Source organism: Pseudomonas sp. NPDC089396, assembly GCF_044749545.1.
GTDB lineage: Bacteria > Pseudomonadota > Gammaproteobacteria > Pseudomonadales > Pseudomonadaceae > Aquipseudomonas.
This window is the reverse complement of record NZ_JBIVIC010000011.1, coordinates 48,241-61,387: the sequence shown is the minus strand read 5'-3', so window position 1 is coordinate 61,387 and position 13,147 is coordinate 48,241. Positions and strand designations below refer to the sequence as shown.

The following is a 13,147-nucleotide window of genomic DNA, read 5'->3' as shown; positions in this document are numbered from 1 at the left end:
AAATAATAAATAAACAAGGTGGAACCGCGTGTTAGCTCGCCTCATCAGCATTTTCGAGAGATCGAGGTTGTTGCAGTTGTTTGTCGTCACCGCCTGTATCCAGGGCGGTGTCATCATCAGTCAGTTTCTGATCGCCCCATTCGTCGATCCTTCTGTCGTTGGTGCTGTACGATCACTGGAAACAGTCATAGCGTTGGTCGTCTTGGGCGGTAGCCTCGGCATGCAGAGTATTGCCGTCCGCGATACGGCTGCCTGCAGCGAGGAGAGGGCGCAGCACGCCGTGCTGCGTCATGTCTTCGTGCTGGTCGGCATCACCTCTGCGGTGGTCATCCTGGGCATCTTCGTGGCGCATGAGTTCCTGCTCACGAGTGCCATCAGTTCATACGTGTTCATGACCTGTGGCTTGGTCCTGTTCACCAACCTGCTGCGTGTGACCACGGGGTACGCGCAGGGTGCCAAGGCGATCAACGAGATCTACCTGGCACTGATGTTCGTCACGGCTGCCGGGGTCGTGCTGCATGTCGTGCTCACCCGGTTGTATGGTATTCAGGGCTGGATGGCTGCGCGCTACTGCACCGAAGTGCTGTGCCTGGCGGCAGTATGGTGGCGCCTGCGCAGCCACATCTTCCCTGCGTTGAATCTGTTCGACATCAAGCGTAGAGAGTTGATCGCTGCCGCAGGTTCGGGCGTAACCATCAACGCCAGTTTTTTCGTGCGCCTACTGGTCGATAGCTTGCCGGTACTGATGTTGACCGCGCTGCATGTCCGAACCGACGATATCGGCTTCTTTGGCCTGGCGATTCTCAGCCTGGTACTGGGCCTGCTGCCATTGGCGATCATCGCCCAGCGAGCGATACCGGACCTGGTGGAGGTGCTGGAGGATAGCGCTTTGCTGGCGGCCAAGTTCCATGCGTTCCTGAAATCCATGGTGCGAGTTTCGTCGGCCATGACGGTTGTGCTGGTCATCGCGGCGGCTGGCTGGTGGCTACTGATTGGCGGGCAGTACGAGATGACGGCCAAGTATGTACTGATTCTCGCGTTGAGCTTGCCGCTAAAGGCAATCGGATTGGCTTGCGGCACCATGCTGGTAGCCCTTCGGGTATTTGGTCTGAGCCTGAAAGTGAATATTCTCGAAGGCCTTCTGGTGGTGCTGATCTTGTTCTTTGGCATTCCCATACTGGGCGGGTGGGCGGGTGTCGTTGCGTATCTGGCAGGCGCGCTGCTCTCTCTCGTGTTATTGCTGACGGCGGTGAAGGTCCGCCTGGCCGAACTGCAAAGAAACAGTGACCATGCAGAAAAATAGTCTCTAAGTGCCTATTCAGGGGCGATGGTGTAGTTTTTTTCTCATGTTGGCGTCCCTCTGGCTGCATTTCCTGCTTTTGAGCTCCAGGCGCACGGCGCCTGCCAATCACCCGAACTAGAGATACAGGCATGTGCGGAATTTTGGGTTATGTACATAACGGAACGAAAGCGTCGATCGACTTCTCGTCGGCACTTTCCTTCATTCGACGTCGCGGCCCGGACGACCAGGGAATATGGTCCGACACCGACGTTGGCGTATGGCTTGGGCAAGTACGCCTGTCCATCCTCGATACCACCTCGGCCGGGCACCAGCCAATGCTGTCTGCCGATGGCCGGGTAGTGATGGTATTCAACGGCGAGATCTACAACTTCCGCGAATTGCGCGCCGAGCTCGAAGCCCAAGGCCATACATTTACCAGCCAGTCCGATTCGGAAGTGCTGTTGGCCTTGTTCTGCCGTGATGGCATCGAGTGCCTGAACCGCCTGAACGGTATCTTCGCCGTCGTGTTCTGGGAGCGTGATACCCAGACGTTGTGGGTGGCGCGGGACCAGTTGGGGGTCAAACCCCTCTATATCTACAACGAGGGTGGCTGCTTCGCATTCTCCAGCGAGATGAAGGGCCTGATTCGCGGTGGTTTCGGCAAGACCGAGATCGACCCGCACGCTGTGCTCGCCCACCTGGGGTATCTGTGGTCGCCGGGTGATCGCACCATCGTGCGCGACATCAAGAAAGTGCTGCCGGGTCAGGTGCTGCGTGTGCGCAACGGCCAGGTCGAGAAGAAGTGGTTCTACTACCAGTTGCCTATCGGCGAGCAACCGTTGACCGGCACGGTCGAGCAAACCGCAAGTGCCGTTGCCGATGCTGTTCGAACCGCAGTGAAACGCCAGCTGGTGTCCGATGTTCCCCTCGGCTCGTTCCTTTCCGGTGGCCTGGATTCCAGCGCAATCGTCGCCTTCGCCGCCGAGGAGATGCGCGACAAAGGGCGCCTGCAATGCTTCAGCATCCGTGTTGATAACGGGTCCACCGCCAACGAAGGCTTTGCCGACGACTTGCCTTACGCCGAGCGGGTGGCCAAGCACCTGGGTGTCGACCTGCATGTGGTCGGTGTCGGCGACGAGATGATGGACCGCCTGCCCGAGATGGTCTACCTGCTCGATGAACCAACGCCAGACCCGGCAGCGCTCAATGCCCTGTTCATTTCCGAGCTGGCGAGCCAGAACGGCATCAAGGTACTGCTGTCCGGTGCCGGCGGTGACGATATCTTCACCGGTTATCGCCGCCATTTCGCCTTGGCCCAGGAGCGCTGGTGGGGCGGCTTGCCTACGCCACTGCGCAGTGTCCTGGCCAGCAGCTCGAACCTGCTGCCGGCGTCTTCGCCGCTGTCGCGCAGGCTGGGCAAGGCGTTTCGCTACGCCGACCTGCCTGCCGACGACCGCCTGATCAGCTACTTCTTCTGGCTTGAGCCAGAACAGGCCCATGGCCTGCTGGCCCCGGAGTTGCGCCGGCAACTGGCAGCGGATGAGCTGTTCGCGCCATTGCGTGAGACGCTGTCGCGTGTGCCAGCAGGTGCTACGCCGCTGGACAAGATGCTTACGCTTGAATGCAAGCATTTCCTCACCGATCACAACCTCAACTACACCGACAAGATGGGCATGGCGACCGGCGTCGAGGTGCGTGTGCCGCTGCTCGATCTGGACCTGGTGCGCCTTGCCGGTGCATTGCCTTCCGACATCAAGCAGAAAGGGCGTGAAGGCAAGTGGATCTTCAAGAAAGCGATGGAGCCGTACCTGCCACACGACATCATCTACCGGCCCAAAACCGGTTTCGGTGTCCCCCTGCGCAACTGGCTGCAAGGGCGCCTGAAGCCGCTGGTCGATGAAGTGCTGTCGCCTGCGTCGCTGCGCAAGCGCGGTATCTTCGACCCCGAGGCAGTCGCCCGCTTGATCAGCGCTGATCGCGCCGGCCGTATCGATGCGGCCTACACGCTGTTCGGCATTGTTTGCATGGAGCTTTGGTGCAAACAGTACCTGGACGGCAATTTCGCGCTGGATGGCTAAGCAGCTGCGCGGTTGATTGCCGGGATGGGGGTACTATCGTCCCCCGTCGGTGGCCCGTAGCAAGTGCTCAATTTTCAACTTTTTTGGTGGCAATTCATGAAGCAAGTTGTTCAGAACATGGCGAGCGGTGAGACTTCCCTGGTCCAGGCGCCTGTGCCGGGCGTGCGCAGCGGTGCATTGCAGATCAACACCAGCAGGACGCTGATCTCCGCCGGTACCGAGCGGATGCTGGTCGGTTTTGGCAAGGCCAACTGGATTGAAAAGGCCCGCCAGCAGCCGGATAAAGTGCGCATGGTGCTGCAGAAGGTGCAGACCGATGGCCTGGCGACCACCGTCGAGGCCGTGCGCTCGAAACTGGCGCAACCGCTGCCGCTGGGTTATTGCAACGTGGGTGTCGTCGCCGCCGCAGGTGCGGGCGTGAGTGGCTTCAAGGCCGGTGATCGGGTGGTTTCCAATGGCCCCCATGCCGACGTCGTGGTGGTACCGAAGAACCTCTGCGCGCTGATTCCAGACTCGGTCAGCGACGAAGCGGCCTCGTTCACGGTTCTGGCCAGTATCGGCCTGCAAGGTATTCGTCTGGCCCAGCCGACTCTGGGTGAAGCCTTCGTCGTCACGGGTGTTGGCCTGATCGGCCTGGTTACCGTGCAACTGCTACGTGCACAAGGCTGCCGAGTACTGGCGATCGATTTCGACGAGCAGAAGTTGGCCCTGGCGCGCAGCTATGGTGCCGAGACCTGCAACCCAGGCCGGGGCGAGGACCCTGTGGCTGCCGGCATGGCCTTCAGCCGAGGCCGTGGTGTCGACGGCGTGATCATCACGGCCTCTACCAAATCGTCCGACCCTGTGACCCAGGCCGCGAACATGTCCCGCAAGCGCGGTCGTATCGTGCTGGTCGGGGTGACTGGACTGGAGCTGAATCGGGCAGACTTTTACGAGAAAGAGCTGACTTTCCAGGTTTCGTGCTCCTACGGCCCAGGTCGCTACGACCCCGCTTATGAAGAGCAGGGCAACGACTTCCCTATCGGCTTCGTGCGTTGGACCGAGCAGCGCAACTTCGAGGCCGTGCTGGACATGCTGGCCAGCGGGCAGTTGGATGTGGAACGCCTGATTTCGCACCGTTTCGCCTTCGAAGACGCGGCTGACGCGTACCAGACGCTGACCACCGAGCATTCGGCGTTGGGGATCGTGCTGGAGTACCATTCGGCAACGCAGGAGCGCCACGTCAAGGACGTCGCCCTGGTGCCACAGACCAGCATCGCCTTCGACCCGGTCAAGCCCGTGGTCGGCTTCATCGGCGCGGGCAACTATGCCTCGCGGATGTTGATTCCGGCATTCAAGGCAGCCGGCGCGCAATTCCACACCATCGTCACGGCCGGTGGCCTCAATGGTGTCATCCATGGCAGCAAGGCAGGGTTCTCGCAGGCGTCCACCGACATCGGCGCGATGCTGGCCAACCAGACAATCAACACGGTGGCGATCGTCACCCGCCACGACAGCCATGCCCGTTTCGTCTCCCAGGCACTGGAAGCCGGCAAGCATGTGTTCGTCGAAAAGCCGCTGGCCATCGAGGAAGAGGACCTGGCCCAGGTTCAGTCCGCCTATAACCAGGCCGTCGACAAAGGCCTCAAGCCACACCTGATGGTCGGCTTCAACCGCCGCTTCTCGCCGCAGGTGCAGAAGATGAAAGCGCTGCTGGGCGCCGTCAAAGAGCCCAAGTCGCTGATCATGACCATGAACGCGGGTGCCATTCCTGCCGATCACTGGACTCAGGACGAGGCAGTGGGCGGTGGCCGGATCATCGGCGAGGCCTGTCACTTCATCGACCTGATGCGTTTCCTGGTCGGCAGCCCGATCGTTTCCATCCAGGCCCGCCGCATGGGCGATACGCCAGCGGTCGCGGTGACCGAAGACAAGGCCTCGATCATTCTGGGCTTCGAGGATGGCTCCTTTGGCACCATCCACTACCTGGCAAACGGTGCGGCGAGCTTCCCCAAGGAGCGCGTCGAGGTGTTCGCCGCGGGTCGCGTGCTGCAGCTGGACAACTTCCGCAAGCTCAAAGGCTTTGGCTGGCCGGGCTTCAAGAAACTCAACCTGTGGAAACAGAACAAGGGTCAGTCCGAGTGCGCCGCCGCGTTCCTCGAGTCGGTAGGCCAGGGCAAGGCGACGCCGATTCCCAGCGATGAAATCTTCGAGGTCGCGCGGGTCAGCATCGAAGTTGCGCGGATGCTGCGTGCGCAATGAGCCTGTTCATCGTCAAGGCCAGAACTGCGCTGGCGCTCGGCCCAGCCAACCTGTGCCGGGCATTGGGCTACCGCCTGGGTGTGAAGACCGGGCTCAACCCCGTGCGCCGGCTCACCGCGCCAGTGCCCAGCGGGCCCTTTTTCGCCCAGCCTTCGCGCCAGGTGCAAGGCTTGCCTGCCACCGGGCAATGGGCTGGCGAGGTCCGTTACTACGGTCTGTGGCCGGTGGCAGCGGGTGAGGCACCGCCGGACTGGCACCTGAACCCGTTGAGCGGCGTGCGCGTGCCTGAGCCAGAGCGCGAATGGTGGCGCATCGCCGATTTCGACCCTGCAGTGGGCGACATCAAGAGCATCTGGGAAGCCTCCCGGTTCGACTGGACCCTGGCCTTTGCCCAGCGCGCCTGCCTGGGCGACGATGGCGCCATTGCCCAGCTGAACCTGTGGCTGGCGCACTGGTGCCAGCACAATTCGCCCTACCATGGTCCGAACTGGAAGTGCGGACAGGAGGCGTCGATTCGCCTGATGCACCTGGCCATGAGCGCCGTGCTGCTCGATCAGCAGCAGTCCTTGCCAGGGCTGGTTGCGCTGATCGAGCTGCACCTCAAGCGCATCGAGCCGACCATCCGCTACGCGATGGCCCAGGACAACAACCACGGCACGTCCGAGGCCGCGGCACTGTTCATTGGCGGCAGCTGGTTGCTGAAGAACAATCATCCCGAGGGCGAACGTTACTATCGGGCCGGACGCAAGTGGCTGGAGAACCGGGCTGCACGGCTGATCGAGCGCGACGGCAGTTTCAGCCAGTACTCGGTCAACTATCATCGGGTGATGCTCGATACCTTCTCCATGGTCGAGGTCTGGCGGCAGAAGCTCGATTTGCCAGCGTTTTCCGCAGGTTTCCAGGCCAAGGCCCGGGCTGCGTCCAACTGGCTGTACTGCTTTGTCGACGGGGTGACCGGCGATGCACCGAACATCGGCGCAAACGACGGTGCGCGCTTGCTGCCGTTGACCGATACCGACTACCGCGACTACCGCCCCTCGGCGCAACTGGCCATGGCGCTGTTCCTGGGGCAGCGCGCCTACCCCGAGGCCGGCGCCTGGGACTTGCCGTTGCAATGGCTGGGCCTGCCTGCGCCAGAGGCGCTCGCCAGCCCTCCTGGCAGCCAGCAGTTCGACCAGGGCGGCTATGCCGTGCTGCGCCAAGGCGGCAGTGTCGCGGTGTTGCGCTATCCTCGCTTCCGTTTCCGTCCAGGGCAGGCTGACGCCTTGCATGTTGATCTGTGGCGCGACGGACGCAATCTGCTGCGCGATGCCGGAAGCTACAGCTACAACGTCGAGGCCCAGTGGCTCACGTACTTCCCCGGCACAGCCAGCCATAACACCGTGCAATTCGACAGCCGGGACCAGATGCCACGGCTCAGCCGCTTCCTGTTCGGTGACTGGTTGCGCACAACCAGCCTCGACCCGTTGGCCCGGGGCGATGGCTTCATCACTTGTACCGCAGGCTATCGGGATGGGAAGGGGGCGGCGCATGCCCGCCATGTCAGCCTCGGTGACAATGGCCTGCAGGTACGTGACCAGATCAGCGGCTTTGCCGGCAAGGCTGTCTTGCGCTGGCGCCTGGAGCCGGGTGACTGGGTGCTCGAAGGCCATGGTGTCAGCAACGGCACGCAACGGCTGTCGATCACGGGCAACATGCCGATCGTACGCTGCGAGCTGGTGGAAGGCTGGGAGTCTCGTTATTACCTTGAAAAAACCCGCGTACCCGTGCTTGAAGTGGAAGTAGCGGCAGCTGGAGTCTTGATTACGGAGTATCGCTGGTAACCATGAGAATTCTCTATTTTCATCAACACTTCTCCACTCCCAAGGGCGCTACGGGTATTCGCTCGTACGAAATGGCCCGGCGTCTGGTTGCCCAGGGCCATCAAGTGACCATGGTCTGCGGCAGTTATGGTGGCGGCAATACCGGGCTGACCGGGCCTTTCCTGTCCGGCAAGCGCGAAGGCAAGGTGGAAGGCATCGATGTCATCGAGTTCGACCTTGCCTACGCCAACAGCGATGGCTTCCTCAAGCGTGCGGTGAGCTTCCTCAAGTTCGCCCTGCGCAGCATCGGGGTGGCGCTGACGGCCAGGTATGACCTGGTCTTTGCTACCACTACGCCGCTGACCGCCGGTATCCCGGGCATCTTTGCCCGTTGGCTGCGCAACAAGCCTTTCGTGTTCGAGGTTCGTGATCTGTGGCCAGAACTGCCCAAGGCGATGGGCGTCATCCGCAACCCGGTGGTGCTGTGGGGCATGTCGCTGCTGGAGTGGGCCAGCTACCGCTCGGCCCACCGGCTTATCGGCCTGTCGCCAGGCATCGTCGAAGGCATCGTTTCCCGTGGGGTCGATCCCTCGAAAGTGGCGATGATTCCCAACGGTTGCGATCTCGACATCTTCGACGCCCCCGCCCAGCCATGGCGCCCTGACGGCGTGGACGCCAGCCACCTGATGGCGGTCTTTGCCGGCACCCATGGCATGGCCAACAAGCTCGATGCGGTGCTCGATGCCGCCGCTTGCCTGAAGGCACGTGGGCGTGACGATATTCGCCTGGTGCTGATCGGCCAGGGCAAGCTCAAGCCGGCCCTGGTCAGCCGAGCCAGGGCCGAAGGGCTGGACAACGTAATCTTCCATGACCCGGTGAACAAGGAACGCCTGGCCGGGCTGATGGCCTCGGCGGATCTGGGGCTGCAGGTGCTGGCCAACGTGCGGGCCTTCTACTTCGGGACCTCGCCCAACAAGTTCTTCGACTACATTGCGTCGGGCTTGCCGGTGTTGAACAACTATCCCGGCTGGCTCGCCGAAATGATCGTGCGCGAAGACTGCGGGTTTGCCGTTGCACCGGAAAACCCCGAGGCGTTTGCCGATGCCCTCGAGCAGGCCGCTTCCAATCGGGCTGAATTGAAGGCCAAGGGCGAGCGCGGGCGCCAATTGGCTGCGCGTGAATTCGATCGCAAGCTGCTTTCGGGTCAATTCGTGCAGTGGCTGGAGGGAGTCAAGCGATGATCAAGCGTGTGTTCGACATAGTGGCCTGCGCGGCTGCGCTGCTGTTGCTCTCGCCGGTCATCGCGCTGGTGGCCTGGAAGGTACGCAAGAACCTGGGATCGCCAGTGCTGTTCCGCCAGCAGCGCCCCGGGCGCGATGGCAAGCCGTTCGAGATGGTCAAGTTCCGCACCATGCGCGATGCCGTCGATGCCCAGGGCAACGTGTTGCCGGACGCTGAACGCATGACCCCGTTCGGCAGTTTCCTGCGTGCTTCCAGCCTCGATGAACTGCCAGAGTTGTGGAACGTGCTCAAGGGGGACATGAGCCTGGTCGGGCCACGCCCGCTGCTGATGGAGTACCTGCCGCTGTACTCTGCCGAGCAGTACCGCCGTCACGATGTGCGCCCCGGTGTCACCGGCTGGGCGCAGATCAACGGCAGGAATGCGCTGAGCTGGGAAGACAAGTTCCGCCTTGACGTGTGGTATGTGGACAACCGGAGCCTCTGGCTGGACGTGAAGATCCTCTTCCTTACAGTGAAGAAAGTGGTGAAGAAAGACGGTATCAGCGCCGACGGCGAGGTAACCATGAGCAAATTCACCGGTAACCGCCCATGAATCGCCTGGCAATTCTCGGTGCCAGTGGTCACGGCAAAGTGCTTGCCGATATCGCTGAGCTCTGTGGCTGGAATGAAGTGGTGTTCTTCGACGATGCCTGGCCCGCGCGGCAGATGAACGGCCCTTGGCCCATCGTCGGCGACAGCCCTGCACTGCTCGGGCAATTGACGCACGTGGACGGTGTGATCGTCGGTATCGGCAACAACCAGGTGCGCCACGACAAGCAGCATCAACTTGCAGCAGCCGGCGCACCCCTAGTTTCGCTCGTTCACCCGCAGGCCGTCATCAGCCGTCACAGCGTGATCGGTGTCGGCAGCGTGGTCATGGCGGGGGTGGTCGTCAACATCGATTCGCGTATTGGGCTGGGGGCCATTCTCAATACGGGCTGTAGCGTTGACCATGATAATATTCTTGGCGATTTCGTTCACTTGAGCCCGGGAGCGCGCCTGGCAGGCAGCGTGACCGTTGGCGATCTCAGTTGGGTAGGCATAGGCGCCTGTATTCGCCAGATGATCCAGGTCGGATCCCGTGTGGTGATCGGCGCTGGTGCCGTTGTCGTCAAACCTGTTGCCAATGGCATTACCGCCGCTGGCGTACCCGCTCGTTCCCTGGGCAGCAAGTGATCTTGTGCTGCCGCCGCTGACCGAATAATGGACATATTGCTATGCTCAATACTGCTTTTGCTCCTTGGCCGTCCTTCACAGAAGAAGAGGCCAATGCCGTTCGTGACGTGATTCTCTCCAACAAGGTCAACTACTGGACCGGTCAGCAATGTCGGGAGTTCGAGCGGGAGTTCGCCAAGTGGGCACAGTGCGAACATGCCGTCGCCGTAGCCAATGGCACGGTCGCTCTCGACCTGGCGCTCAAGGCGTTGGGCATTGGTGCAGGTGATGAAGTCATCGTCACCTCGCGCACTTTCCTGGCCTCGGTCTCGTCCATCGTCAACGCCGGCGCCGTGCCCGTGTTCGCCGATGTCGATGCCGATTCGCAGAACATTACCGCCGAGACCATCAGCGCCGTGCTCACCGAGCGCACCCGCGCGGTGATCTGTGTGCACCTGGCCGGCTGGCCATGTGACATGGACCCGATCATGGCGCTGGCTGCAGCGCATGACCTGAAGGTCATCGAGGACTGCGCCCAGGCCCATGGCGCCCTGTACAAAGGTCGTTCGGTCGGTTCCATCGGCCATGTGGGCGCCTGGTCGTTCTGCCAGGACAAGATCATGACGACGGGGGGCGAGGGTGGCATGGTCACCACCAACGACAAGTCGCTGTGGTCGGACATGTGGTCGTTCAAGGATCACGGCAAGAGCTGGGAGGCCGTCTACGAACGCCAGCATCCGCCAGGGTTCCGTTGGCTGCACGAGAGCTTCGGCACCAACTGGCGCATGCTCGAGGTCCAGGCGGTGATTGGCCGGCTGCAATTGCAATGGATGCCACAATGGCAGTCCAAGCGCCTCGAATACGCCGGACGCATCTGGACGACTGCAGCGCAACTGCCTGGCCTGCGAGTACCGAACGTGCCGGCTGACATCCGCCACGCCGCCTACAAGTGCTATGTGTTCGTCGAGCCGCAGGCGCTGGCCGAAGGCTGGGACCGTGATCGCATTGCTCGGGAAATCAACGAGGCTGGCGTACCCTGCTTTTCGGGATCCTGCTCCGAGGTCTATCTGGAGAAGGCTTTCGACGGAACTGGCTGGCGTCCCGAGGCGCCGCTGCCGGTTGCCCGGGAGTTGGGAGAGACCAGCTTGATGTTCCTGGTTCATCCGACCCTGACCGACAGCCAGGTCGATCAGACCTGTGAGGTCCTGGCTTCGGTGATGGCGCGCGCAACGGCTCGCTGAGCCCCGTGATGCCTGGGTGCGAAATGGTATTGAGGGATATATGGACAAGATTCGCTCAAGGTTGCTGAACCTTACGCGCGGCCAGAAACGCCTGATCCAGGTGGCCGCGGACGTGGTGCTGGTGTGGATAGCCCTTTGGCTGGCATTCGCCGTGCGCCTCGGGGTGAGTGAAATGGACAACCCGATCACGGAACATCCGTGGTTGTTTTTCAGTGCGCCATTGACCGCGATTCCCTTGTTCATCCGCTTCGGCATGTACCGGGCCGTGATGCGTTACCTGGGCAACGATGCGCTGATCGCCATCGTCAAGGCGGTGACGCTGTCGTCATTGATCCTCGGGCTGGTGATTTTCTGGTACAGCAATCACCGCCCCCTGGTGCCACGTTCGATCGTCTTCAATTACTGGTGGCTCAGCCTGATCATGGTCGGCGGCCTGCGCCTGGCCATGCGTCAGTACTTCCTCGGTGACTGGTTCGGGATGCCGCCGAACGTACCGTTCGGCAGCCGTGACAACGGCCTGCCCAAGGTAGCGATCTATGGCGCGGGGGCGGCGGGCAACCAGTTGGTTGCCGCGCTGCGCATGGGTAAGGTCATGCGTCCGGTGGCCTTCATCGATGATGACGCCAGCATTACTGATCGGGTGATATCCGGCTTGCATGTGTATAGCCGTTCGCAGATCCAGCGGATGATCGACGTGACCGGTGCCGAGGAGCTGTTGCTGGCGTTGCCCTCGATCAGCCGCGCCCGCCGGCGCGAGATCCTCGGCTACCTGGAAGGCTTCCCGCTGCACGTGCGCAGTGTGCCCGGGTTCATGGACCTGGCTAGCGGCCGGGTGAAGGTCGACGATATCCAGGAAGTGGACATTGCCGACCTGCTCGGTCGCGATGCGGTGCCGGCACAGAAAGACCTCATGTCGCGCTGCGTGCACAACCAGGTGGTACTGGTCACAGGGGCGGGTGGCTCGATCGGGTCTGAACTGTGCCGCCAGATCCTCACCCTCAGGCCGCGCGTGCTGCTGCTGCTCGAACACAGTGAGTTCAACCTCTACAGCATCCTTTCCGAGTTGGATCAGCGTGTGGCACGTGAGTCGTTGTCGACCAAGGTGCTGCCGATCCTGGGCTCGGTACGCAATCCGCACCAGTTGCTCGATGTCATGCGTACCTGGCATGTGGAGACGGTCTATCACGCTGCCGCCTACAAGCATGTGCCGATGGTGGAGCACAACATTGCCGAGGGCATTCATAACAATGTGATCGGCACGCTCAATACTGCCCAGGCAGCGGTGCAGGCCGGTGTGCCCAACTTCGTGCTGATTTCCACCGACAAGGCGGTACGGCCGACCAACGTGATGGGCAGCACCAAGCGCTTGTCGGAAATGGTACTGCAGGCACTGAGCAAGGAGCTGGCGCCGGTGTTGTACGGTGATAAAGGCAACGTCGCCCAGGTCAACAAGACACGCTTCACCATGGTTCGCTTTGGCAACGTGCTGGGTTCGTCGGGCTCGGTCATTCCGTTGTTCCACCGGCAAATCAAAGAGGGGGGGCCGGTCACCGTCACTCACCCGAAGATCACCCGCTACTTCATGACCATTCCCGAGGCTGCGCAGTTGGTCATCCAGGCCGGGTCCATGGGGCAGGGCGGCGATGTCTTCGTGCTGGACATGGGCGAGCCGGTACGCATCGTCGAACTGGCCGAGAAAATGATTCACCTCTCAGGCTTCAGCGTTCGCTCCGAACGCAACCCCCAGGGCGACATTGCCATCGAGTTCACCGGCTTGCGCCCGGGCGAGAAGCTCTATGAGGAGCTACTGATCGGTGACAACGTGATACCCACGGGGCATCCGATGATCATGAGCGCTGCAGAAGATTTCCTGCCCTGGGACACGCTCAAGAGTGCGTTGAGCCAGTTGCTGGCTGCGGTGGAAGAGGACGATTTCGTGCGCGTTCGCCAGCTGCTTCGTGAAACGGTCATTGGTTATACACCCGAGGGAGAAATCGTTGATTGGATCTATCAGCAGCGCCGCCTTCAGCTGTAAGGCACCTGTTGCTGGATTCAGATCAGGGTAAG

General features: G+C 61.6%; 9 protein-coding genes. All 9 read left to right on the top strand.

Going from position 1 to position 13,147, the window contains the following annotated elements:
* Positions 1-28 precede the first annotated feature (28 nt).
* On the top strand, positions 29-1,303 hold the full coding sequence (locus ACIPZB_RS19960; protein WP_400642260.1) for a lipopolysaccharide biosynthesis protein: 1,275 nt from the start codon (positions 29-31) through the stop codon (positions 1,301-1,303).
* 128 nt (positions 1,304-1,431) lie between these two features.
* Entirely contained in the window at positions 1,432-3,360 is a 1,929-nt protein-coding gene (asnB, locus tag ACIPZB_RS19955; protein WP_400642258.1) for an asparagine synthase (glutamine-hydrolyzing), read from the top strand.
* Between the two features lie 96 nt (positions 3,361-3,456).
* Positions 3,457-5,601 carry a bi-domain-containing oxidoreductase gene (locus ACIPZB_RS19950; RefSeq protein ID WP_400642257.1) on the top strand — a complete coding sequence of 715 codons (2,145 nt, stop codon included), beginning with the start codon at positions 3,457-3,459 and terminating at the stop codon, positions 5,599-5,601.
* Entirely contained in the window at positions 5,598-7,424 is a 1,827-nt protein-coding gene (locus ACIPZB_RS19945) for a heparinase II/III-family protein (protein ID WP_400642255.1), read from the top strand. Before ACIPZB_RS19950 ends, ACIPZB_RS19945 begins: the two co-directional genes overlap by 4 nt.
* A gap of 2 nt (positions 7,425-7,426) precedes the next feature.
* Complete coding sequence (locus tag ACIPZB_RS19940) at positions 7,427-8,644, top strand: glycosyltransferase family 4 protein (protein WP_400642253.1); 1,218 nt, start codon at positions 7,427-7,429, stop codon at positions 8,642-8,644.
* The gene (locus tag ACIPZB_RS19935) at positions 8,641-9,237 is read left to right on the top strand and encodes a sugar transferase (protein ID WP_400642252.1); all 597 of its coding nucleotides are present in this window, start codon (positions 8,641-8,643) and stop codon (positions 9,235-9,237) included. The genes ACIPZB_RS19940 and ACIPZB_RS19935 overlap by 4 nt, the downstream gene beginning before the upstream one ends.
* The gene (locus ACIPZB_RS19930) at positions 9,234-9,860 is read left to right on the top strand and encodes an acetyltransferase (protein WP_400642251.1); all 627 of its coding nucleotides are present in this window, start codon (positions 9,234-9,236) and stop codon (positions 9,858-9,860) included. The genes ACIPZB_RS19935 and ACIPZB_RS19930 overlap by 4 nt, the downstream gene beginning before the upstream one ends.
* A gap of 41 nt (positions 9,861-9,901) precedes the next feature.
* On the top strand, positions 9,902-11,080 hold the full coding sequence (locus ACIPZB_RS19925; RefSeq protein WP_400642250.1) for a DegT/DnrJ/EryC1/StrS family aminotransferase: 1,179 nt from the start codon (positions 9,902-9,904) through the stop codon (positions 11,078-11,080).
* Positions 11,081-11,120: 40 nt separating this feature from the next.
* On the top strand, positions 11,121-13,115 hold the full coding sequence (locus ACIPZB_RS19920) for a polysaccharide biosynthesis protein (RefSeq protein WP_400642248.1): 1,995 nt from the start codon (positions 11,121-11,123) through the stop codon (positions 13,113-13,115).
* The last annotated feature ends 32 nt before the right edge of the window (positions 13,116-13,147 follow it).

Bases quoted from the DNA above. Each gene is read 5' to 3' on its own strand.
- asnB (WP_400642258.1), top strand. From the start codon at position 1,432: ATGTGCGGAATTTTGGGTTATGTACATAACGGAACGAAAGCGTCGATC.
- ACIPZB_RS19950 (WP_400642257.1), top strand. From the start codon at position 3,457: ATGAAGCAAGTTGTTCAGAACATGGCGAGCGGTGAGACTTCCCTGGTC.
- ACIPZB_RS19945 (WP_400642255.1), top strand. From the start codon at position 5,598: ATGAGCCTGTTCATCGTCAAGGCCAGAACTGCGCTGGCGCTCGGCCCA.
- ACIPZB_RS19940 (WP_400642253.1), top strand. From the start codon at position 7,427: ATGAGAATTCTCTATTTTCATCAACACTTCTCCACTCCCAAGGGCGCT.
- ACIPZB_RS19935 (WP_400642252.1), top strand. From the start codon at position 8,641: ATGATCAAGCGTGTGTTCGACATAGTGGCCTGCGCGGCTGCGCTGCTG.
- ACIPZB_RS19930 (WP_400642251.1), top strand. From the start codon at position 9,234: ATGAATCGCCTGGCAATTCTCGGTGCCAGTGGTCACGGCAAAGTGCTT.
- ACIPZB_RS19925 (WP_400642250.1), top strand. From the start codon at position 9,902: ATGCTCAATACTGCTTTTGCTCCTTGGCCGTCCTTCACAGAAGAAGAG.
- ACIPZB_RS19920 (WP_400642248.1), top strand. From the start codon at position 11,121: ATGGACAAGATTCGCTCAAGGTTGCTGAACCTTACGCGCGGCCAGAAA.